The following is a 22,200-nucleotide window of genomic DNA, read 5'->3' as shown; positions in this document are numbered from 1 at the left end:
CCTGATTCAATGCGCGTACTTGCGCTGGACGTCGTCGTAGAACTGCTTCATGGTCCAGAACGCGAGCTTCTTCTTGCCGGCGTCCGTGACCAGGCCCTTGCGGTTCCAGAAGTCCTGGAAGTACGGATGCTGGCGGCGCGGCGAGCGGAAGTCGACGAGCACCCACGGCGTCATCCCGCGCAAGCCCGGGATCGCGGACAGCATCTTGAACTGGTTGCGGTACAAGGTGTCCTGGTATTCCTCGCTCCAGCGCGTGTCGGCGTCGGCGTGGTAGCCGCCCAGCGCCTCGGCGCCGAATTCCGTGACGACGACCGGCTTGTTGTAGCGGACGTCGAAGCGGTAATTCAGCATCTCCGCGTTGCTCGCCCAGTACCAGCCGGCGTACTCGTTGAAACTGGCGAGGTCGAGGTAGTCCGCGAGCGGATCCTCGACCGTGATGTCACTGCCCTTGCGATGGATTTCCAGCGCGGCCGCCACGAGGCGCGTGTCGTCCAGCGCGCGCGCCGTCTTGGCGAGATTGCTCATGAACGTATTGCGCGGGCCGCCGATCGGCGTCTCGTTCCCCACCGACCAGACGACGACGCTCGCGCGGTTCTTGTCGCGCGTGACGAGGTCCGTCAGCTGCGCGTTCGCGTTGGCGTAGGTGTCGGGATTGGTCCACGAGATCGTCCAGTACACGGGCACTTCCGCCCACACCATCAGGCCCATCTCGTCGGCCAGGCGGATCATCTCTTCGCTGTGCGGGTAATGCGCGAGCCGCACGTAGTTGCAGTTCATCTCCTTGGCCCACTGCAGCAGCATGCGCATGTCGCCGGCGCCGCGCGGACGGCCCGGGATCAGCGGATTCTCTTCATGCATCGAGATCCCGCGCAGGAACACGGATTTGCCGTTCAGGAGGATGTCCTGGCCACGCGTCTCGATGGTGCGGAAGCCGATGCGGTCGACGACCCTGTCGCCGCCTCCACTGAGTTCCACCGTGTACAGCTTCGGCTGTTCTGGCGACCAGTACGTCAGTTTGTTGACGGGGAAGTTCAGCGCCGCGCGGCCGTTCGCGTCCGTGCGCACGGTCGTCCTGATGCCCGCCTCGGGAATGCTGACGGTCACCTGCTGCGCCTTGCTGTCCCCCGCCATTTGAATGAAACCTTCGACGCGGCGGGCGTCGCCTTTCGCCAGCTGCACCTTGTAGTCGGCGATGTACGTGGCGGGCAGCTCGGCCAGCAGCACGTCGCGCGTGATGCCGCCGTAGTTCCACCAGTCCGTGTTCACGGTCGGGATCTCGTCCTGGTGGCGCGTGTTGTCGGCCTTGACGACGACCACGTTGCGGCCTTTCGCCAGCTTGTCCGTCACGTCGAACTGGAACGGCGTGAAGCCGCCCTTGTGCATGCCGAGTTTTTTACCGTTCAGGTAGACGTGCGCCTCGTAGTTGACGGCGCCAAAGTACAGCGCGTAATGCTTGCCCGGCTTGGGATCGGCCTGGAACGCCTGGCGCAGCCACACGGTGCCCTCGTACAGCTGCAGCTTTTCCGCCTGCGAGTTCCAGTCGCCCGGCACCTTCATCGTGGGCGCGTGGTCGAAGTCGTACTCGACCCACTCCGTCTTGTCCTTCGGCTTGCGGTCGTCGTAGAAGCCGCCCTTGCCGCTGTCCGACTGGTCGAACGGCATGTGCCGGTAGTCGTAATAGCCGTTCTCGTACGGGTCGATGATGTAGCTCCAGCGGCCGTCCAGGCTCACGTGGCTGCGGGCGTAGATGTTCTGCGTGGGCGCCATCAGGCTGCTAGCGCGGGCCGCCTTCGATGGCTGGCCGGCGAGCTGGACGTCGACAGAATCGGTAGAGTGCGCGGCAGCATGCGCGGCGCAGGCCACGAGCGTCAATACAGAGAATTGCAGCACGGCCGTCAGCCGGACGAACGGGTGTGTCATGGCGTCTCCTGATTGTTATTCAGGGAATGGTAGCGCTGTCATCGCGCAGCTGCAAGATTTACAAGCCGTGCGTTATACTCGCGGGATAAGGGGTGTTCACGCCATGTCGGCGTGACAGGTGTTACGCGCTGGTCGGGCCGCCACGCGGCCTTGTCACGACCCTATGTTCATACCCACGACCCTGCAAATGATCGGTGCCGCGCTGTTCGGCGTGGCCGTCCTCCACACCTTCTCCGTCAAGTATTTCGAGCGCCTCGCGCACACGCACCCGCGCCATGCCGGCATCTGGCACCTGCTCGGCGAAGTGGAAGTCGTGTTCGGGTTCTGGGCGATGGTGCTGATGCTGTTCATGTTCGGCGTCGCCGGCCGCCACGAGTCCGTGGCCTACCTCGAGTCACGCAACTTCACGGAGCCGATGTTCGTGTTCGCGATCATGGTCGTGGCGGGGAGCCGGCCGATCCTCGACTTCGCCCACCTGCTCGTGCGCAGCGGCGCGCGCCTGCTGCCGCTGCCGCGGACGATGGCCCTGTGCTTCGTCGTGCTGTCCCTCGTGCCGCTGCTGGGCGCGTTCATCACCGAACCGGCCGCGATGACGCTGGCCGCGCTGCTGCTGCGCGACAGCGTGTTCGCGCGCGCCACGGGTCCGCGCCTGAAATACGCCATCCTCGGCGTCCTGTTCGTCAACGTCTCCATCGGCGGCACCCTGACGCCGTTCGCCGCGCCGCCCGTGCTGATGGTCGCGTCCACGTGGGGCTGGGACCTCGGCTTCATGCTGCAGACCTTCGGCTGGAAGTCCGCGCTGGCCGTCGTGACCAACACGATCCTGCTGCTCGTCGTGTTCCGGCGCCCCTTCCTCGCGCTGGGCGATGCGGCGGATGCCGCGGCCGATCCGGTGCCGCTGCCGGTCATCGCGACGCACCTGCTGTTCCTCGTGCTGATCGTCGTCTTCGCCCATCATCCGCAAGTCTTCATGGGCATCTTCCTGTTCTTCCTCGGCTTCACGGCCGCCTACCAGCGCTACCAGGACAACCTGATCCTGCGCGAGGCGCTGCTCGTCGCCTTCTTCCTGGCCGGCCTCGTGGTGCTGGGCGGCCTGCAGGCCTGGTGGCTCGCACCGCTGCTGACCAGCATGAGCGCCGACGCCGTGTTTTTCGGCACCACCGCGCTCACGGCCATCACCGACAATGCCGCCCTCACCTACCTCGGCGCCCAGGTGCCCGGACTCAGCCTCGCGTACAAGACCGCCCTCGTCGGCGGCGCCGTCGCGGGCGGCGGCCTGACCCTCATCGCCAACGCGCCCAATCCGGCCGGCGCCGCGATTTTGAGAGACAGCTTCCCCGACCGCGCGATCAGTCCCCTCGGGCTGCTCGCCGCCGCAACACCGCCCACGCTGATCGCGGTGGCGGCCCTGCACTTCCTCTGATCCCTGACCTGGAGACGCAAGCAATGAACGACCTGGTGAACGCCATCAACGGCATCGTATGGAGCCCGGCCCTGATCGCCCTGTGCCTGGGCGCCGGCCTGTATTTCTCGGTGCGCTCGCGCTTCCTGCAGCTGCGCCATCTACGGGAGATGGTGCGCCTCATGATGGAAGGGAAAAGCTCGGCCGAGGGCGTATCGTCGTTCCAGGCGCTGGCCATGACCTTGGCCGGCCGCGTCGGCACCGGCAACATCGCGGGCGTCGCGACGGCCATCACGTTCGGCGGCCCCGGCGCCGTGTTCTGGATGTGGGCCGTGGCCTTCCTGGGCGCCAGCTCCGCGTTCGTCGAGTCCACGCTCGGCCAGGTCTACAAGGAACAGATCGACCGCGAGTTCCGCGGCGGGCCCGCGTTCTACATCGAGAAGGGCCTGGGCATGAAGTGGTATGCCTGGATCTTCGCCGTCGTCACCGTGTTCGCCACCGGCGTGCTGCTGCCGGGCGTGCAGGCGAATTCGATCGCGGAGGGCCTGCGCAACGCCACCGGCATCGACGCCAACGTCACCGCCGCGCTGCTCGCCATCGCCCTCGGCTTCATCATCTTCGGCGGCGTCAAGCGCATCGCACACTTCGCCGAAATCGTCGTGCCGTTCATGGCGCTCGCCTACATCATCGTCGCCTGCGTCATCATCTTCCTGAACTGGCAGCAGCTGCCGGGCGTGCTCTCGCTGATCTTCAGCTCGGCCTTCGGCCTCGATGCCGGCTTCGGCGCCATCGTCGGCCTGGCGATCCAGTGGGGCGTCAAGCGCGGCGTCTATTCGAACGAAGCGGGCCAGGGCACCGGACCGCACGCCTCGTCCGCCGCGGAAGTCAGCCACCCGGCCAAGCAGGGCCTCGTGCAAGGCTTCTCGGTCTACATCGACACGCTGTTCGTGTGCTCGGCGACCGCCTTCATGTTGCTGATCACCGGCCAGTACAACGTCGAAGGCCCCGACGGCACCGCGATCCATACGGGCGTCCACGGCGTCGCCTCGGGCCCGGGCTACGTGCAGACCGCGCTGGAAAACGTGATGCCGGGCTTCGGCTCGCTGTTCGTCGCGCTGGCCCTGCTGTTCTTCGCCTTCACGACGATCGTCGCCTATTACTACATCGCCGAAACCAACATCGCCTACATCAACCGCACCGTGCACCGCCCGTGGATGACGCTCGTGCTCAAGGTGTGCATGATCGGCGCGACCGTGTACGGCGCCGTGAAGACGGCCGACGTGGCCTGGGCGCTGGGCGACCTGGGCGTCGGCCTGATGGCCTGGCTGAACATCGCCGCGATCCTGCTGCTGCGTAATGTGGCCTTCAAATGCCTGCGCGACTACGAAGCGCAGCGCGCGGCCGGCAAGGATCCGGAATTCGATCCAGCCGCGCTGGGCATCGAGCGCGCCGATTACTGGGTCAAACGGGCTGCCGGCCGTCGCCAGCAAGGCGCGGAGACTGTCGCGGCCAAGGTGTGAACAGATCGTCATCGATTTGGCGCATGAGTGTGGCTATTTGTCCCATCGTGTCGAAACCATTTGTAGTTACGGGGAGGAACCTGCAAGAATAAATTACCATGTCGAAATTAAAGTTCTCCGAAAGCAAATCCGAAGAGCCGGTGCTCGCAGCGCTGGCGCAAGGATTACGTCGTCTCGCCGCGGACGCCAGTGTGGAGACACTGCAGCAGGAAACGGTGGCCGTTGCGGTGTCGCTGTGCGGCGCCGAACGTGGATACTGGGCGGCCGCCGGCGAGACGGCCTGTATCGGAGACACGACCTGTTTCGCGCTAGGCGACGGCATGGTCGTGCTGGAGCATGCGCAGGCAGTCGACGCCGCGCTGCTCGACATCCTCGCCACCGCGGCGTCCATCGCGCTGACGAACGCGGCCCTGCGGGAACAGAGCCGGCAGGACCAGTCGACGACAGGACTGGCGTTCGAACGCACGCTGCTGCACACCCTCGTCGACAACATCCCCTTCCGCATCTACGCCAAGGACCGCGAAAGCCGGTTCCTGTTCGGGAATAACCGCATGGCCCGCCTGGCCGGCGTCGAAACGCCGCCGCAACTGATCGGCAAGACCGACTACGATTTCTTCCCGGCCGAGCTGGCGGCCAAATACTTCGCCGACGAAAAGCAGGTCATGGATTCCGGCCGGTCGCTGTTCGATTACGAAGAATTGGTCGAGGACCAGGACACGGGCGAATTGGGCTGGACCGTCACGACCAAGGTGTTGCTGCGCGGCGCAGACGGCGCGGTGAACGGCATCGTCGGCATCGGCTACGACGTCACGCAGCGCAAGCTCATGGAAGAGCGCCTGCGCGAGCGCACGCAGGAACTGGAAGAGGCCAATGCGCGGCTGGAAGCGGAGAAGGAACAGCAGCAGGTCCTGATCCGCAAGCTGAGCGACATGCAGGGCCAGCTGCTGCAGTCCGAAAAAATGGCCTCGATCGGCCTGCTGGCCGCCGGCGTCGCCCACGAGATCAACAATCCGCTCGCGTTCATCAGTTCGAATTTCGGCGCGCTCGAACGCGACGCGAAAGACATCCTGAAGCTCATCAGCGCATTCGAAGGCGTCGAAGGGCTGCTGCCGGGCGACGCGCGCGCACCGGTCGCCTTCATGAAGGAAGACATCGGGCTGGACGACATCCGCCAGGACCTCGACGCGCTGTTCGCCGAATCGCGGGAAGGCCTGCAGCGTGTAAAACACATCGTGCAGAACCTGAAGGATTTCTCCCGGCCCGGCGGCACGGAAAAGGAAATGGCCGATCTCGAGCAGGGATTGGACAGCACCCTGAACGTGGCCTGGAACGAAATCAAGTACAAGGCGGACGTCGTCAAGGAATACGCCGGCGTCCCCGAGCTCTATTGCCTGCCCTCGCAGATCAACCAGGTCTTCCTGAACCTGCTCATCAACGCGGCCCATGCGATCGAGGGCAAGGGCACGATCATCGTGCGCACCGGCCATGACGAGAAGGTCGTCTGGGTCGAGATCGAGGACAACGGATGCGGGATCGCGCCGGCGCACCTCGATCACATCTTCGAACCCTTCTTCACGACCAAGCCCGTTGGCAAAGGGACCGGGCTCGGGCTGTCGATCGTGTACGGGATCGTGCAGGGGCACCGCGGCACGATCGCCGTGAAGAGCGAAGTCGGCAAGGGAACGGTGTTCAGGGTGGCGTTGCCACGGACGTAGCCCAGCTGCGCCGCAACGCGCCCTGCCCGGCCGCGCCCCACAACACCTTGCCGGGGTTGAGGATGTTCTGCGGGTCGAACACCCGCTTGATGGCCCGCATCAGTTCCACCGCGGGCAGCCCCGCTTCCTGCACCAGGAAATCCATCTTGTGCATGCCGATGCCATGCTCGCCCGAGCACGTGCCGTCGAGGCGAATCGCACGGGCCACCAGCCGGGCGTTGAGCAGTTCCGCGCGTTCGCGCTGCTCGGGCTTGTGCGGATCGATCAGGTAACCGAAATGGAAGTTGCCGTCGCCGACGTGCCCGACCAGCGAATACGGCACGCCCATCTCGTCCGCTTCGCGCACCGACTCGAGCAGGCATTCCGCCAGGCGGCTGATCGGCACGCAGGTGTCGGTGCTGATCGCGCGGCAGCCGGGTATCGATGCGATGGCCGCGAAATAGGCATGGTGGCGCGCCGTCCAGAGCCGCGACCGCGCTTCGGGGTCGGTCGCCCAGGCGAACGCCGCGCCGCCGTGCTCCCCCGCCAGGGCCTCGACCGTTTCCGCCTGTTCGCGCACGGAAGCCGGCGTGCCGTGGAATTCCATCAGCAGCATCGGTTCTTCGCGCAGATCGAGCTTGCTGTACCGGTTCACCATCCGCACGGTGTTCGCGTCGATCAGCTCCATGCGCGCGATCGGAATGCCGGATTGGACGATGTCGATCGCGGCGCCTACCGCGTCGGCGATGCCCGGGAACGAGCACACGGCCGCCGACTGCGCTTCCGGCAGCGGGTGCAGGCGCACGACGATCTCGGTGAACACGCCGAGCGTGCCTTCGCTGCCCACCATCAGCCGGGTCAGGTCGTAGCCCGCACTGCTCTTGCGCGCACGCGTCCCGGTATGCACGATCTCGCCCGCGGCCGTGACGACCTGCAGCGCGAGCACGTTCTCGCGCATCGTGCCGTAGCGCACGGCATTCGTGCCGCTGGCACGCGTGGCGCACATGCCGCCGATCGACGCGTCCGCGCCCGGATCCACGGGGAAGAACAGTCCCGTGCCCTTGAGCGCCTGGTTCAGCTGCATCCGCGTCACGCCCGGCTGCACGGTCGCCGTCATGTCCGCGGTATCGATGGCAAGCACGCGGTTCATGCGGCTCACGTCGAGGCTGATGCCGCCCCGTACCGCCAGCAGATGACCTTCCAGCGACGACCCCGCGCCGAACGGGATCACCGGCACCGCGTACCGGCCCGCCAGCGCGAGCAGCGCCTGGACGTCCGCGACGTCCTCGGCGAACACCACCGCGTCCGGCGGATTCACGTCCACGAACGACGATTCGTCGCGGCCATGCTGTTCGCGCACCGCGGCGGCGGTCGAGAAACGGGGGCCGAAGCGGGTTTGCAGTTCGGCCAGCAATGGGGCCGGCAGGCCCTGGTCCGGGGCTGGGGTCATACGGTCATTCATTCCAAATTCCTGGTGATGTTGGTGTGTTCGCAAAGATTGTCTCACTACCCGACGATTTCTTTCTTGAAGGATTGCTACGCTACAGAAATTTTTCGCTAAAAAAAGTGAACTTAGGAAGTTTCCCTGCCTCAAAGCTTACTCATTAACTTGCTGAGTCAGGCTTCTCCCGATGAAAAAAACTGCTGTTTTCGCTTCCAACATCCGTGCAAACGTTCTCCTGTCCTGCGGCGCCGTCGTGCTGCTCGCAGCGGCCCCGATGGCTTCCGCCGTCGCCAAGGATTTGTATGTTTCCACGACCGGCTCCGACTCGAACCCCGGGACGCAAACCGCGCCGGTGAAGTCGATCGCGCGTGCCGATGCGCTCGCCAGCGCCGGCACCGTCATCCACGTTGCCGCAGGCACGTATCGCGTCTCCGCGCCCGCGCTGGACAACGCCGGCATCAAAACGAGCAAGAGCGGTACCGCAACCGCCCGTATCAAATTCGTCTCGGACGTGAAATGGGGCGCGAAGATCATCGTGTCGGGCACCGGCATCACGTGGGATTCGCGCGGCAGCTACGTCGATATCGACGGTTTCGACATCTCCGGCTCGGGCCGTCACGGCATCCTGGCCGCCGGCGCGAACCTCACGATGACCAACAACTTCATCCATGACCTGACCATCAGCGGCGGTTGCAACGGCAGCGGCGGCGCGGCCATTGATACCTATGGCCCGGTCGGCGGTGTCGTCATCGACCGCAACGTGGTGCGCAACATCGGCGCCTCGATGATCGGCAAGTGCAACACGGTGCAGGGCATCTACATCGCGAATGCAAACAATGTCGTCACGAACAACCTCGTCTCGGGCGTTGCCATGGCCGGCATTCAACAGTGGCACGGCGCGACCGCGTCGACGATCGTCAACAACACGGTCTTCCACAGCAAGGACGGTATCCTGCTGGGCCAGGGCGATGCCGGCACGACCACGGGTTCGGCCAACAACTACGTCGCCAACAATGTCGTGTATGACAACACGACCTACGGCATCGTCGAACTGGGCAAAATGGCCGGTAACAACCGTTATGTGAACAACCTGGTGGCAAAAAGCGGCACCGCCATGCGCGTGGCGGGCAGCGTCAGCGGCACGATTTCGTCGGATCCGCTGTTCGTGGCCTACCAGGCCAACGGCACCGGCAACTATCGCCTGTCGAGCAGCTCGCCGGCGATCGACCGCGGTACGTCGACGTCGGCACCGCGGGTCGACCTGATGCTGGTGGCACGCCCCCGCGGCGCGGCCATCGATATCGGCGCCTACGAGTTCTAATCCGGCTGTTTACTTCGCTGGTGCGGGCGCATCCACGTGCTCATAACTGAAAATGCGTGAGATGCGCCACTGCTTTCCCTGCAAGAGCATCAGATGCGAAAAGTTCGCATGCCCCGCCAGCGTCTCGGGTGCGCCCGCAGGCCGCGCATAGAACCGGTGTTCGCCGGTGACGATCGCGCCATACAGCGTCTCGCCCTGGCGCATCGGGAAGAAGCGGATCGTTCCCGGCACGGCTTCGCGACGCAATTTGACCGGCGCGCTCTTCATGCCGTCGTTCACCGCGGACAGCGCCTTCTTGCCGATTACCTTGCCGCCACGGTCGTGATAAAACTCGACGTCCGACGCCAGCCAGGCGTTCATGCCATCCGGATCCGCGCGGTTATAGGCTTCCCAATAGGCCTTGTCGGCGGCCCGTGCGCCGGCATCCCATGCGGTATCGGCTGCCGGCTGGGCCAGCGCGACGGTGGATGCCATGGCGAGCATGGCGATGGATGTCGAAACTAAACCGCGCGTGAACATGAATTCTCCGGTGAAAATCCAGGAATTATATCTGTGCAGTATTCACGGGTGTTGTATCCCGCCACGCGCCATCGATACGCTCGATGCACGTCGTGATCGCCGCCTTGGCGTGACCGAGCACCGTGTATGAGGCGAAGAATTCGGTGAGGACGTTGCCGTGATCGAAGCAGGTCGCCGCGCCAATGCGGCGGCCGGTGCTGTCGTCGACGGCCTCGAACTCCAGACTCGCGCCGCCGGTTGTGACTGGCCCGACCAGCAGCAGCGTTATCGCGTTGACCATCCGATTGGGTGTTTGGAGTTCGGTCACCGCCACGCGCAGCCGCACCCGGCCTGCCGCACCTGGCGCCGCCTGGATCTTGCTCACCTGACGATGCAGTTCGGTGTCGACATAATCCAGGACTTCGCGCTGCTGCGCATCGTCGAGTCCTTCGATGCGGCCGGAACTCGTCTTGATCAACGGATGTTCCACAACAACTTCGGCGTAACGTCCCGGGTCGAATCCGGCCTCGCGGAACATCAATACATGCTTGTACCGCGTCGGCGCAAGCGTCTCATACGTGTCGAGAAATCCCGAGCGCGTCATGCCGTTCGTCGCGCACCCGGAAAGCGCTCCCGCGATGCACAGAAACAGTCCACTGCAGATTGATGCGCTTTGCTTGTTCATGGATGGACTCCTCAATCAAACCGGATATACGGTTTGATAATTTTGCTCGTCCACCCTTGGCGGCAGTTGGGGCGTCTCAAGGGAACCACTCAATGGTTCAGTGCCAGGTACCGTCCAGCATCGCTGCAAATCCTTGCGCTCGCGGCATCCCGGCACACGTGAGCATCGTCGGTTCAACGCCGGGCGAACCCGCCGTCCACCACAGGCCATGTCCTTGCAACGCCGCCGCGGCGACGCGCTCGCCCACGTTCGCATCCAGCGCAAACCGCCACGTGCCATTCACCGGCACGGGCTGCGCATCCTTCGCCACCCCAGGCTCCGGCATGCCATCGAACTGCACCAGCCCGAACGCCGGATCCAGCGACGCCCGCGCCAGATCCTCGACCGCGTCATACCAGGCCACATGCTTGTGAAACCAGTCCAGCAGCGGCGGCGCGCCGACAGCACCGATCATCAGCGGAAAATAGCGCCCGACGCGATCGACACTCGGCATCATCACGCCGCCCAATCCTTCCGGCCCAAGCACCCCGGGCGCAATCGCAAACCGCCACACCGGACTGGTGAGATAGTGATTGAGCCACTGATCTCCCAACTGCTGCTGGCTCGCATGAATGCACTGCTGCAGCCACGCATCCCAGGCCGCGACCGGCCCATCGGGCAGCCCGCGCGACACGAAGTCGCCCAGGGTGGAGACCTTGCCGAAGTACCCGGTCACAGCTTGTCCACGCAGCGGAACTGCTCCAGCGTGGCGCGGCGGAACGGGTTGACGACGCTGCTCGCGGTCAGTTCCAGCGTGGCCTTGCGGCCGTCCGCGTCGAACGTCACGTTGTAGCGCTCCCCCTGCGCCGTCGGCGCCACGGTGGCCTTGTCGAGCATGCGGAACCACGCCCACGGCCCTTCCGTGTGCAGCGAGCCGTGCGCGCTCGCGGGCGTGACGTCGAGACGTACCTGCCCGCCGCCCTTCCCGCTCGGCAGCTGGAACGATGCCGGCACCAGCGCGCCCGGCGCCGCGGTCAGCGCTTGCCCGTCGATGTCGAGCACGAACCTCGTGATGGCCGGGTCGAGCGCCACCGGCTTCAGGTCGAAGCGCATCGATGCCTGGCGGCCGCCGTTCGCGAAGAACGCGTCGCGGATCTTCGCGGCGCGCTGGAATTCGTCCAGCGTCGATTGCGGGATGCCGAGCGTGCCGTCGTTCGCGGTCGCGCGCCAGCGCCACTGGGCGCCGCCCATGTCGACGTATTGCGCGAGGTTCTTCGCGAAGAAGTCGTCGATCAGGCCACCCGGCGCGAACATGCGTCCGAAGTCGTCGGCGGTGACGTCCTGCGCGGCGGATTTCACGATCGGGTAGCGGCCCGCGACGGCCTGGCGGCAGAACTGCGCCGGGCCCGCCGTCCACAAGGCGTTCAGGCGTTCGCGTTCGCTGCCGGACGTGAGGCCCGCGCCGCCGTTGTCGATCGACTTCAGCATCGTGCCCAGCGGCGCCGGTTTGCCGTCCGCCTCGAGCTTCACTTTCGCCAGCGCGTCACCCGGCGGCGGCGGGGAGCCCGTGCGCTTGGCGGCGGCGGCGCTGTCCAGGTAGACGGCGACGTCCTTCAGCATGCCCAGCGACTGGTCCAGCGGCGACGGCGTCCCCGTCGTCATCTTGTGCAGGTCTTCGAAGTGCGCGTCGACCGGGTTCGCGGCCTTCACCGGTGCGGCAGGCGCGGCATCGTCCGTGCTGGCCATCGCGCTTTCCAGCTTCTTCTTGTACGCGTCCAGCTTGCCCTTGACGGCGGCCGTGACCGATGCGGCCAGCGGTGCGCGCGTAGCCCCCAGCGTCGTCTCCTTGCTGGCCGCGACAAGGAATTTACGCATCGGCGACTCCGCGCCGGACAGCAGGTTCGTGATGCGCGCGCCCTGCTCCAGCGTGCCGAACGGACGCAGGCTCACGTCGGCCAGCAGCGCATCCCATTGCGCGATGTAGTCGTCGTAGTACAGGCGCAGCACGGCCTGGCGGACCTGGTCGCGGTTGCCGGCCTGCGTCGCTTCCTGCTGCGCGAGCACCCAGCGTTCCTTCTCGACGTCGTCGACGGCCTCGTTGCTCATCTCGAGGAACTTCGCGTAGCCGGCGGGCGAGAACATGCCGTTCACGCCGCGCGTGATCGGCTCGCCGCTCTTGCGCACGAAGACGTTCGCGGCTTCGCGTCCGCCCGCGCTGGCGGGGCTGAATTCCGGCAGCTTTTCGCGCACCAGTTGGCGTTTCAGGCGGTTGTAGACGCGCTGTTCGAGCGGCATGCGCGCCAGCGTCAAGCGCGTATCGCTGATCAGTTGCGGATCGAGGCGCGGCATCGCCTGGCCGTCGCGGAAGTTTTCCATCAGCGCCAGCTCGTGCGCGGCCAGCGCTGCTTTCTGATCGTCGTTCGCGTCCTTCAGGTTGCGCGCATCGTCCAGCGCGGCCCACGCGGCGACGGATTCGGCATCGAAGTGGCTCGCGTCGCCCAGCATCAGATAGACGCGCAGCACTTCGTACAGGTACTCGGGGCTGTTGGCGGCACTCCTGCGCAACTGGTCTTCCATGCGCTGCTGCAGGCGCGGCAGCAGCGTGTCCTGCAACACCTTGCGGTAGGCGATGCGCGCGGCCTCGCCCAGCTTGTCGCCCTGGTACAGGCCGAAGCGGTTCAGGAACGGCGCACCCTTGTCGCGGTCGTCGTAGCCGCCCGGCAGCGTGCGCAGCGCGTCGAGCACGGGCAGCAACTGCACCGTCGATCCCTGCGCGGGCAATGCGGCCACCTGTTTGGCGATGTCCGCCGATTTCGCTTCCATGTCCGCGACGTACGCGCGGTTGCGCACATAGCTCGTGATCATGCCGGCACCCAGCAGCACGAACGCGACGGCGATGGCCCCGACCGCGCCCCACTGGATCATGCGCCGGCGCTTTTCCAGCGTGTGGTTCACCCCGGCCAATTCGGCCTCGGGGAAGATCACCTGCTGCAGCAGATGCGTGATAAAGTAACTGCGGCCGCTGGCGGCGTTCGGCGCCAGCGCTTGTCTCTCCAGGCCGAACGACGCGGCCATCGCGCTCATCACGCGGTCCAGCGGGCTGCCTTCCTGCGTGCCGCTGCTGAAGTAGACGCCGCGCAGCAGGGCCTGGCGTTCGTAGCGGTTCGATGCGAACACGTCGTCCAGGAAGCGCTTCAGCACATCCTCGATACCGGCGAACTGCTGCGGGAAGCTGTAGACGAGCGCGCGCTTGTGCGGGTCGCGCTCCTGCTGCATGCGCGCGAGCACGCGTTCCTGCAGGCGCTGTTCCAGCTGCTCGAATTCGGCGGGAAACGCGGCCAGCGCGGCGTCGCCGTCGATCCCGTCCTGCAGCGGGAACGTCATGCCCCACACCTGCGCGCGCTCCTCGCGGCCCAGTGCATCGAAGAATTCGACGAAGCCGCCCAGCAGGTCGCACTTCGTCACGAGCACGTAGACGGGGAAACGCACGCCCAGCTGGTCGTGCAGTTCCTTCAGGCGGTCGCGGATCGCTTGCGCCTGCGCCTGCCGGCCGGCTTCCGTGTCCTGCAGCAGGTCGCTCACGGGCACGGTGACGATCACGCCGTTGATGGGACGGCGGCGGCGGTATTTTTTCAGCAGTTGCAGGAAGCCCGTCCACGCGGCCTTGTCGGCGCCGGCGTTGCTGTCCTGCGTCGTGTAGCGGCCGGCCGTATCGAGCAGCACGGCGTCGTCCGTGAACCACCAGTCGCAGTTGCGCGTGCCGCCCACGCCGCCAATGGCACCTTTGCCCAGCGCGTCCGCGAGCGGGAATTTCAGGCCGGACTGCGTCAGCGCCGTCGTCTTGCCGCTGCCCGGCGCGCCGATGAACATATACCACGGCAGCTGGTACAGGCCGCCCTTGGCGCCCGTCCTGGATTTTTTCAGGATCGCGATCGCGTCCTGCATGCGTTTATTTAATTGCGCCACTTCGGCGGTGCCCTCCTCGGGGGCAGGCGCCGGCTTCGCATCCTCGCCGGCCACGCTCTTCATCAATTCGCGGTTGGCGCGCCACGCCTTGAACCAGCGCCAGCCCAGCCAGCCGGCCCACAGGGCGAAGACGATGAAGATGAAGGTCCAGCGCACCGTCTCCGATGCGAACGGATAGTGGCCGTCGTAGGACACCAGCGGTAACTCGAACCAGATGACCAGGGCGAGCAGCAGCGCGCCCAGGAAGGCCAGCACGGCGGGCTTGATCAGCCAGGTGAAGAACTTTTTCATTGCGGTTGTCGTGTTGGTCTCAAGGGGCGGTGGCAGGCGTCAGCAGGACGATCTCCACGCGGCGGTTGCGCGAGCGGCCGGCCGGCGTGTCGTTCGTCCCGAGCGGTTCGGAGTCGCCGCGGCCTTCCACGCTGTAGCGCGCTTCCGGGCCGGCGCGTTCTGCCAGCAGGTCGCGCACGGCAGTGGCGCGAGCCTTCGAGAGTTCGTAGTTGGACGGGAAGCGCGCCGACAGGCCGGGCTGCGTGTTGTCCGTATGGCCAACGACGATCACCTTGCCGGGCACCGTTTTGAGCGCGGCGCCGATGCGGCCCAGCAGGCCGAGGTACGCCCCGGAGACGTCGCCGCTGCCCGACGCGAACACGCCGTCGCCGCGCAGGGTGACGACCGAGCGGTCGGCGCTGTCGACGACGGTGACGAGGCCTTGCGCGATCTCGGGCGCGAGGAACCCAGCGAGACGCGGCACGGTAGGCGCAGGTGCGGCCGGCGTCGCGACCGGCGGCGGCGCCGTTTTCAGCGACAGCAGGTTCGCGAACACGGGGTCGGACGCGTTGCCCAGCCGGTGGCCGAGGAAGAGCTGCAGCAGGATCAGGATGACGGCGGCGCCAGCCGCCATGATCCACACGGGGACCATGCGCCACAGCGGCTCGCCCTTGCCGGTGGCGCCCTTCCAGTGCGGCGACAGCTCGGTTTCGACGGACGTCTTCTGCTGCGCGATCAGCTGTTGCAGGCGTTCGCGCAGCGCGTCCAGCTGGCTGCGGCCGTTGTCGATGACGCGGTAGCGCCCTTCCAGCCCGAGCGCGAGACACAGGTACATCAGCTCCAGCGCGTCGACGTTGTCCTTCGGCGACTGCGACAGCTTTTGCAGGATCAGGAAGAACTTCTCGCCGCCGAACGCCTCGTTATGGAAGGCGACCAGCAGGCTGCGGCTGGCCCACACACCGCCACCGCCCCATGGCGTCGACGAGATGGTCTCGTCCAGCAGGGTGCACAGCGCATAGCGCGCGGCCGCGATCTGGTCGTGGTTCACGTGAGCGGCCTTGGCGCTGGTCTCGAACGTCTTGATCGCTTGAATCAACTGCATGCGCAAGGCTTCCACGTCCGGATGCGACGCCATGCGGCGCAGCGGCGGCACGAGGTCGAGCAGCGGATTCGCGGCGCGCACGAGCGGATTCAGGCCCACGCCGTGCAGCTGCGCCGGTGCGCCGGCAGGTTGGGGACGCGGCGGCTCGGAAGCCGGCGGCTGGCTTGGCGCCGTGCGGCGCCCGCCGGGTGCGGGGACCAGCACGGTGCGGTCGGGGTCCTGCATGGGGTTCACGGGATCGCTCAAGCGGTCCTCCTGCTCATTTGCTTACTTGGCTTACTTGGCTTACTTGCGGATGGCCCAGAACTCCATCTGCAGGCCCGGGTACTCGTTCGGGATGTGCATCGCGAAGCCGACGGAGTTCTGCAGCTGGGTCCAGTGCTCGCCCGCCTTGTCGAGTTCAAAATAGGTATAGCCGGCGTGGAACGGCAGCTGGCGCGGCGCCACGGGCAGCGCGCGCAGGGCGATGCCCGGCAGCTGCAGGTTGACCAGGTCGCGGATCTTTTCGATCGACCCGATCTTGACCATGGCCGGGAAGCCGCTGCGCACGGCTTCCGGCGGCATGTGCGCGTTCACGGCGAGCACGAACGTCGCGGTGCGCAGCAATTCTTTGTCCGGCACGACGGCCACGCGGATGCCGAACTGGCGCTCCTCCAGCGTGAGCGCGACGGCGCGCGGGTCGACGACGAGCGACAACGCCGCACGCACGTCCTCGATCAGCGGCGCGAAGCTTTCGTTCAGCCGGTCGTGGCGGTACACGGGATACGCGGCGGCGCGCTTGTCGGGGCGGCTGAACGTCGACAGTTCGCCGGCCAGTTGCGCCAGTTCCGCATACAGCCGCTCCGGATGCAGGCCCGTCATGCCTGCCAGGTGGCCGAACAGCGGCAGGCTGCGGTTCAAGAGCTGCAGCATCAGGAAGTCCGCGATCTCGGCGGCGCCGGCGACGCCGGGCTGGCTCAGGCGTCCGGCCAGCGCCTGCGCACGCTGGCCCAGCAGGCCGACCAGTTCATCGGCGAAGGCCGACAGGCGCGGCGCGACGCGGAAGTCCAGGCACGGCGGGCAGTACGCCGGATCGAGCACGACGCGGTTGTCCGGCCGGCGCTCGATCACGCGCGCGATGCCGAGGGTCGTGTACGCGTTGACGACGTCCTTCTCCAGCGCGACGCGCAGGCGCAGGCTGCCCACCTGCATCAGCGCGCTGTTGTCGAGGCCATTGCTGTCCATCGCCTCGTAGTCGACGGGGCGGTGGCGCGCGAAGTTGTCGGGGCCCGGATCGTCGCCGGTCTCCGCGATGCCCATGCGGCGCAGCGGCAGCGCCAGCACGATCAGCGCGTCGCGCGCATCCTCGGGGATGTCGAGCGGCTCGGGCAGCGCGTCGTCCTGCGGCAGGTTCAGCGTGGTGCCGTCCGGGAGCACGGCGCTCGCCGCCAGCAGCGCAAGCTTGCCCTGGGCGAGCAGCTGTTCGTCGATGACCAGCTTCGTGAAACCCCACGCGTAAGCGCGCACGCCCGCGACGCGTTGTTCGATCACGCCGTGCAGGTAGCGGTCGTGCTGTTGCAGGTGCTGGGGCTGCAGCAGCATGCCCTCCGACCAGATGACTTTACTATTCCAGGACATTCGTTGGCAGTGGTTGGAGTATCGGTTGATGGGAGGTCAGCGGCGCGCCTGGCGCAGCCGCGCGACCTGTTCCTCGTAGGCCTTGCCGAAGGCTTCGCCGAACAGGCGGTGGAAATCGCTGTCCGCCTCGCTGGCCATCTGTGTGTACAGCTCGACCATGCGGTCCCACATCTTGGCCTTGCGGTTCGCCGCGAGCATCTTGTCCATCACGGTCGGCACCTGCAGCCGCGCCTCGATGGCGGCCGGGTCGAAGCGCGCGAGCACGCCTTCCAGCGCCGCGCGCATGCCGGCCATGATCGCCAGCTCGTGCGCCTTCAGGTCGTCGAACGCGTTGGCGAACGCGCGCGCCGGCTGCATATAGCCCGGCATCGTCCCGTTGATCATCTGCGTCAGCGCGCTGTCGGCGTCCGGGAAGAATTTCAGGGGATTGTTGGCGGCGGCCGAGATCATCGTCATGTCCAGGCGGCTCTCACGCTTGGTCATGGCGCGGCCCATCAGCACGCCCATCGTGCCTGCCGTCGCTTCGCGCAGCATGGCGCCGGCCAGCTCCGCGATCTCCTCGGCGCTGCGCTTCGTGTTCAGTTCGGAGAGGCCCAGGCCGCGCATCAAGGCCTGGATCACGGGGTCGTCCGCGGCCGCGGTGCCCGGGGCGCGCGGCGCGGCTTGCACGGGCGGTGGTGACGGTGGTGGCGGTGATGGCGGTGGTGGTGCCGCAGGCACGGGCGGCTCGGCCGGCACGAACGCGGTTGCTTCGGCTTCTTCAACCGGCAGCGGCGCCGGCGCCGGCGCTGGCGCCGCTGCGGCCTGCACGCGCGGCGGCAGGAAGTCCGCCAGCGGATCGTAATCGTCCGGAATCGCCATCGCCGCCGCGGCCTGCGCCTGCGGCTGCGGCTGCGATGCCGCCACGACCGGTGGCGGCGCAAACGGCAACTGCTCCGGCGGCACGTGATCGCTCTCGGCGCCGCGCCAGGCCGGTACGCTCTGTGCGGGCGCCGGTGCGGGGCTGCCGAACAGGTTCAGGCCGAGCGGATCGAAACTCGGGTTCAGCGGATCGCCGCCCACGTCCAGGATGCCGGCATTGGCCAGCGAATCGTCCGGATTCATGGGCAGGTCGGGCGTGACAGGCGGCGGTGGCGGCGCGACCTGAAGGGGCGACGGCGGTGGTGCCGCAGGCATGAACGCCGTCGCCTCGCTCTCCACGCTCGCGAGCAGTTGATAGTCGCCGATGGTGACGCGGTCGCCGTCTTCCAGCTGCACGGAGCGGCCGGCGCCGACGGGGCGGTCGTTCACGAGGCTCGGATTGCTGCCGACGTCGACGAGCCAGAAGTCCTCGTCGCGGTATTCGACGCGCGCATGCAGGCGCGAGATGTACTTGCCGGGATCGTCGAGCACCAGGTCGTTGCCGGGCGCGCGGCCGATGGCGCCGCCCAGCTGGTCGAAGCGCCGCGTCAGCGCCTGGGCCGGCGCCGCATTGCGGTACATGTAGACGCTCAGTGTGATGGGCATTGGGGTCCTGGAGGAATCGATCGATTATACAGTTGCATGGTGACTCAACTCCGCCCCACGTCCTTCAAAAAGCGCGCCCGTTCCTGCGGATCCGGCAGGTTTTCGGCCAGCAGGCGATAGAACTCGTCGGCATTGCCCGTCATCTTGGCTGCGCGCTTGGCCAGCACCTTCGCGATCGGGCCCACGTACACGGCCAGCTTCATCTGCGCCGCCTCCATCTGCTCGGGGCTCAGTTGCAGCAGGGTCGGCATGCCCGTCATCTGCGTCAGTTGCGTCTTGGGCGCACCGGCCTGGCTGCGGCCGCTCATCGTGGCCAGCGTGGACAGGCCGTGCTTCTTCTTGATCTCGCGGACGCTGTCCTGGAACTGCGTGCGGCCCGCATCGGAACCGATGTGCGGCAGCAGCCGGTTGCACAAATCGTCCAGGTCGACCGCATCGCGCGCCGCATTCTTGAGCACCAGTTTCGCGACGGGGCCGATCTGCGTCGACAGCGCCGTCTGCAGGTCCGGGGCCAGGCCGTGCAGCCATTCCGGGGCACTGGTCAGGCTGGACGCACTGCCCGTCGCCGGCATGCTCTGCGACGCACCGGTGGGATGCGTGGGCCGCGCCGGCTCGGGCACGGCCGGACGCTGGAACGCGAGCACGGTGCGCTCGTTGTCCTCGTCGGTGAGCGGCACGCCGCCCGTCTGCTGCATGTAGGCGGCGTTCAGCGCGTCCAGGAACGCTTGCGCATTCGGGTAGCGGTCTTCGATGCGCTTGGCCATCGCCTTCGCGAGCACCGCGTCGAACGCGGGATTCAGCGACGGCTGGCGCTCGCTCGGGCGCGGCGGCATCTCGTGGATGATCTGGTGCATGACGGTCGACGCCGGCCCGCTGAACGGCCGCACGCCCGTCAGCATCTGGTACAGCACGATGCCGACGGCGAACAGGTCGGAGCGGCCGTCGACGGTCTCGCCCTTGAACTGTTCGGGCGACATGTAGCTGGGCGTGCCGATCACGGCGCCCACCTGCGTCAGGGTCGACGACTCGATCTTGGCGATGCCGAAGTCCGTGATCTTGACCTGCGCGTCGCCCGTGATGAGGATGTTGGCGGGCTTGATGTCGCGGTGGACGACGCCGCGCGCATGCGCGTAGTCGAGCGCGCGCAGCAGCTGCGTGATGCAGGTGATGCTGGCCGCGAGGTCCATCGGCACGTCCTTCACGAGGAAGGCGTTCAGCGGCGTGCCGTCCACGTATTCCATCGCGATGTACGTCGTCTCGCCGTACGCGCCGAAGTCGTACACGGCGACGATGTTCGGGTGCACGAGGCGTCCCGACGCCTGCGCCTCGTTGCGGAAGCGGGCGACGATGTCGGCTTCCTGCAGGCCGTCCAGCAATTCGTGCCGGATCGTCTTGAGCGCGACCGTGCGCGCGATGTCGGCGTCGTACGCCTTGTAGACCACACCCATGGCGCCGCTGCCCAGCACGCCGTCGATGCGGTACTTGCCTATCCTGTCGATCGTTGCCATTTACTTTGTCCTGCTTACTCTTCCAGCATCTTCAGCGCGCTATTGAGGCTCGTACGCATGCGGTTGAACGAGCGACCCAGGCCGCTGATCTCGTCGTTGCCCTTGACGTCGAATTCGTCCGCCTCGAACTTGCCCATGCTGACGTCATCCGCGACCGTCGCCAGACGCTTGATGCGGCGCGTGACGAACAAATGCACCATCACGTTGAGCGCGATGAAGACGGCGACGAACACGCCGAACAGCGACGCCATGAACGTTTTAAAAATCGAGTCGGCGCGCGCCAGCGGCACGGCCATCGGCACCGAGATCACCTGCGCGCCCACCACTTCGTTCAGCTTCCAGCCGAAGCCGTTGTTCGGGCCGTAGATGTCGACCATGGTCTTCGGCGCGTCGGCGGCCGTCGTGTGGCAGCCCAGGCAGACCGGGTCCTTGATCTGCAGCGGGCGCGCGATGTACAGGCTGCGGCCCGTCGCGGTATCGCGTTCGCCGACGAATTCCTTCATGTCCGGCTTGTTGCGCAGCGTCTGCACCACGTCCACTTCCCAGTCCGACGCCTTGTCGCGCGGGTTGGTCGGGTTCAGCGTCGCTTCCTTGTACGAGAAGTCCGGGTAGGATTTCAAGATCACGTTGAGGTTTTCGACGGCCGAATACGACGGCACCGACTGCGGGTGGAATTCGAACTTCATCTGGTTCTTCAGCAGCGGCTGGATCTGGCTCGCGGTGTAGCCGCGCACGCTCTTGGCCGCTTCCAGCAGCAGGCGTGCGTTCTGCAGGGTTTCCTCGCGCGCGCTCTCCTTGAGCAGGCGGTCCGCGACGACGCCGGCGGCGAGGAAGCCGACGGCGAAGATCGACACGAACACCAGGTTGAATTTGGCGGCGATCGAAAGTTTCATGTTGTGTTCTCCTGATTGAATTCTTGGTGGCGCGGCGTCAGAACAGTCCATTGTCCGGACGACGGGCCGGGTACAGCACCGGCTTCCAGTCGGGGCTCTGGCCGAGCTTGCGGTCGAGCTGCCTGCGGAAATCCGGGTCGGACAGGCGCGGCTTGAACCGCGCCACGAAGCGCCGGCGCGCCGGCAAGGTCGACGCCAGCCAGTCGTCGACATCGGCATACGCGGCGTCGCGTTCCTTCACGGGCGCCGCCTTGCCGGCATTCCTGACGCTGGGCACGCGCGCCAGGTGGTCGCGGAAGGCCGGCGGCATGGCGCTCACGAAGGCGCGCGGCGGGCGGCTCGTCACCAGTTGCTGCTTGTCGGCGTCGATGCCCGCGTATTGTTCGGTGGCGAGTTTCAGTACCGTGCCGGCCCTGGCCACCTGCTGCTCGCCCTCTTCCGCGAACACGGCATCCAGGCCTGCGCCCGCATGCACGATGGTCGATCCGGACGGCACGGTCACCTGCAGCGCGGGCGTGACGACCACGGCGCGGCGGCCTTTCGCATACACCTTGGCCCAGCCCTGCAGCAGTTCCAGCTCGACGGGCGACTTGCCGTCGGGCGCCAGGTTCGCGACGAGCACGCGGCTCTGCGGGCCCAGCGCGACGATCGCATCCGCGCCCGCCTCCACCTGCGCGCCGGCGGTCTCCGTCTCGAGGATGTCGTCCTTCTGCACGGCGACCCCGCTGCCGGCCTTGTACACGGCCGCGCCGCGGATCAGGCGCAGCGGCTGGTCGGCCAGGGTCAGCACGGTGCGCGGCGCGGGCTCCGCGGCCCGTGGGGCGGCGGCGGCGAGCAGCAGGCAGATGAAAAAAAATCGGTAACGCATGGCAGCC

The 22,200-nt window shown here is 66.6% G+C and carries 16 protein-coding genes; 4 read left to right on the top strand and 12 right to left on the bottom strand.

What is annotated here, in order from left to right; all coding sequences use genetic code 11:
- Positions 1-6 precede the first annotated feature (6 nt).
- Complete coding sequence (locus tag ASD28_RS09855; RefSeq protein WP_082577571.1) at positions 7-1,920, bottom strand: glycoside hydrolase family 2 TIM barrel-domain containing protein; 1,914 nt, start codon at positions 1,918-1,920, stop codon at positions 7-9.
- A gap of 163 nt (positions 1,921-2,083) precedes the next feature.
- On the opposite strand from ASD28_RS09855, the gene ASD28_RS09850 reads away from it, so the two are divergent.
- The 3 genes from ASD28_RS09850 (at position 2,084) to ASD28_RS09840 (ending at position 6,557) form a co-directional block, all read left to right on the top strand.
- A complete protein-coding gene (locus ASD28_RS09850; RefSeq protein WP_056126768.1) occupies positions 2,084-3,343 on the top strand; it encodes a putative Na+/H+ antiporter in 1,260 nt (419 codons plus the stop codon).
- A gap of 23 nt (positions 3,344-3,366) precedes the next feature.
- Positions 3,367-4,842, top strand: a complete 1,476-nt coding sequence (locus tag ASD28_RS09845; protein ID WP_056126767.1) for a sodium:alanine symporter family protein — start codon at positions 3,367-3,369, stop codon at positions 4,840-4,842.
- A gap of 98 nt (positions 4,843-4,940) precedes the next feature.
- Positions 4,941-6,557, top strand: coding sequence for an ATP-binding protein (locus tag ASD28_RS09840; RefSeq protein ID WP_082577570.1), 1,617 nt, complete (start codon positions 4,941-4,943; stop codon positions 6,555-6,557).
- Here the strand turns inward: ASD28_RS09840 and ASD28_RS09835 are convergent.
- Positions 6,532-7,998 carry an FAD-binding oxidoreductase gene (locus ASD28_RS09835; protein ID WP_082577569.1) on the bottom strand — a complete coding sequence of 489 codons (1,467 nt, stop codon included), beginning with the start codon at positions 7,996-7,998 and terminating at the stop codon, positions 6,532-6,534. The two genes, ASD28_RS09840 and ASD28_RS09835, sit on opposite strands and share 26 nt — an antisense overlap.
- Positions 7,999-8,167: 169 nt before the next feature.
- On the opposite strand from ASD28_RS09835, the gene ASD28_RS09830 reads away from it, so the two are divergent.
- Positions 8,168-9,301 carry a choice-of-anchor Q domain-containing protein gene (locus ASD28_RS09830; RefSeq protein ID WP_082577568.1) on the top strand — a complete coding sequence of 378 codons (1,134 nt, stop codon included), beginning with the start codon at positions 8,168-8,170 and terminating at the stop codon, positions 9,299-9,301.
- Positions 9,302-9,310: 9 nt separating this feature from the next.
- Here the strand turns inward: ASD28_RS09830 and ASD28_RS09825 are convergent, their stop codons facing one another.
- The 10 genes from ASD28_RS09825 to ASD28_RS09780 all read right to left on the bottom strand — a co-directional run bounded on the left by ASD28_RS09825 (position 9,311) and on the right by ASD28_RS09780 (position 22,193).
- The gene (locus tag ASD28_RS09825) at positions 9,311-9,820 is read right to left on the bottom strand and encodes a nuclear transport factor 2 family protein (RefSeq protein WP_056126764.1); all 510 of its coding nucleotides are present in this window, start codon (positions 9,818-9,820) and stop codon (positions 9,311-9,313) included.
- Between the two features lie 25 nt (positions 9,821-9,845).
- A complete protein-coding gene (locus tag ASD28_RS09820) occupies positions 9,846-10,484 on the bottom strand; it encodes a DUF3313 family protein (RefSeq protein WP_056126763.1) in 639 nt (212 codons plus the stop codon).
- 97 nt (positions 10,485-10,581) lie between these two features.
- Entirely contained in the window at positions 10,582-11,199 is a 618-nt protein-coding gene (gene tagF / locus ASD28_RS09815; RefSeq protein WP_056126762.1) for a type VI secretion system-associated protein TagF, read from the bottom strand.
- A complete protein-coding gene (gene tssM / locus ASD28_RS09810; RefSeq protein ID WP_056126761.1) occupies positions 11,196-14,720 on the bottom strand; it encodes a type VI secretion system membrane subunit TssM in 3,525 nt (1,174 codons plus the stop codon). The genes tagF and tssM overlap by 4 nt, the downstream gene beginning before the upstream one ends.
- Positions 14,721-14,739: 19 nt before the next feature.
- Positions 14,740-16,047 (bottom strand): DotU family type VI secretion system protein, encoded by a 1,308-nt coding sequence (locus ASD28_RS09805; protein WP_082577566.1) that lies wholly within the window; start codon positions 16,045-16,047, stop codon positions 14,740-14,742.
- Positions 16,048-16,086: 39 nt separating this feature from the next.
- A complete protein-coding gene (gene tssK / locus ASD28_RS09800) occupies positions 16,087-17,418 on the bottom strand; it encodes a type VI secretion system baseplate subunit TssK (RefSeq protein ID WP_056126760.1) in 1,332 nt (443 codons plus the stop codon).
- Positions 17,419-17,454: 36 nt separating this feature from the next.
- Complete coding sequence (tagH, locus tag ASD28_RS09795; RefSeq protein WP_056126759.1) at positions 17,455-18,924, bottom strand: type VI secretion system-associated FHA domain protein TagH; 1,470 nt, start codon at positions 18,922-18,924, stop codon at positions 17,455-17,457.
- Between the two features lie 44 nt (positions 18,925-18,968).
- Complete coding sequence (locus tag ASD28_RS09790; RefSeq protein WP_056126758.1) at positions 18,969-20,432, bottom strand: serine/threonine-protein kinase; 1,464 nt, start codon at positions 20,430-20,432, stop codon at positions 18,969-18,971.
- Positions 20,433-20,446: 14 nt separating this feature from the next.
- Positions 20,447-21,325, bottom strand: coding sequence for a DUF3365 domain-containing protein (locus ASD28_RS09785; RefSeq protein WP_056126757.1), 879 nt, complete (start codon positions 21,323-21,325; stop codon positions 20,447-20,449).
- A gap of 37 nt (positions 21,326-21,362) precedes the next feature.
- Positions 21,363-22,193 (bottom strand): hypothetical protein, encoded by an 831-nt coding sequence (locus ASD28_RS09780; RefSeq protein WP_056126756.1) that lies wholly within the window; start codon positions 22,191-22,193, stop codon positions 21,363-21,365.
- Positions 22,194-22,200 lie beyond the last annotated feature (7 nt).

Origin of the sequence: Massilia sp. Root133 (assembly GCF_001426525.1) — a bacterium.
Taxonomy (GTDB): domain Bacteria; phylum Pseudomonadota; class Gammaproteobacteria; order Burkholderiales; family Burkholderiaceae_D; genus Telluria; species Telluria orientalis.
The sequence above is the reverse complement of the archived record's forward strand: the minus strand, read 5'-3'. Positions and strand labels throughout refer to the sequence as shown.